The 1,072-nt window shown below is 34.1% G+C and carries 1 protein-coding gene and 1 pseudogene; both read left to right on the top strand.

Translation table 11 applies throughout. The features are described from left to right. Positions 1-677 (top strand): annotated as a pseudogene (locus FUA24_RS03890) (aldehyde dehydrogenase family protein); the annotation flags it as partial. 25 nt (positions 678-702) lie between these two features. Next, a partial coding sequence (locus FUA24_RS03895; protein WP_449441416.1) for an amino acid kinase family protein occupies positions 703-1,072 on the top strand: 370 nt, incomplete at its 3' end.

Consider the following 1,072-nt stretch of genomic DNA (forward strand, 5'->3'; position numbering starts at 1 on the left):
ACCCAACACAGCAACTCGATTTAATTGTGCCACGTGGTGGCGAACGTTTAATTGCATTTACAAAAGAACACGCACGTTGTCCTGTTATTGTAAGTGGTCGTGGTAATAATTTTGTGTATGTGCATAAGGAAGCCGATTTAGATATAGCTATTGATGTTATACTTAACGGAAAATCTAAAATTTCGGCATGTAATGCCGTTGATAAGGTGTTGATTGATAAAAATCTTCCGAATAAAAGTGAATTTGTTGCGCAATTAATTTCAAAATTAAAAGATTCAAAAATTGAAGTTTTAGGTGATGCTGAAGTTGCAAAAGCACACGGTTTAGAAAGTATAACTTCTGATGCTATTTGGTACGAGGAATTCCTAGATTATAAAATTTTAATAGGTGAAATTGAGAATAATGAAGCAACCATCGCCATGATAAACAAATATTCTGGTGGACATTCTTCATCTATCATCACTAAAAACGAAAGTGAAGCTAAAACCTTTATGGAAAATGTTGATACTGCTGCGGTGTATCACAATGCTTCAACACGGTTTACAGATGGTGGACAATTAGGTTTAGGTGGTGAATTGGCGATTAGTACAGATAAATTACACCAACGCGGACCAATAGGGTTACAGCATTTAGTAACCAATAAATGGTACGTACACGGTACAGGACAAACAAGATAAGTCTTAATTCAGACTTTAAAAATAAATGAAAAAGAAACGCATTTTATTAAAAATAGGTTCTAATACACTTACTAAAGAAACCGATAATTTATCGCGTGGAAAAATTGAAGATTTAGCAAATCAAATAGCAAAACTTCAAAAAGATTACGAGTTTGTAATTGTGAGTTCGGGCGCTATTGCTGTCGCGAAACAGTTTGTGAAATTAGAAAGTAAACAAGAAGACGTTTTTGTAAAACAGGCGCTAGCTTCTATTGGTCAGCCGCATTTAATTCGTATTTATCAAGAAATATTTCGTGAATATGGCTTACTAACCTCGCAGTGTTTGCTGTCCTATTCCGATTTCGAAAAAGAAGAAAGCAAAGTAAATATTGTAAACACCATTAATGTATTGGTAA

This window comes from Seonamhaeicola marinus, assembly GCF_008085455.1.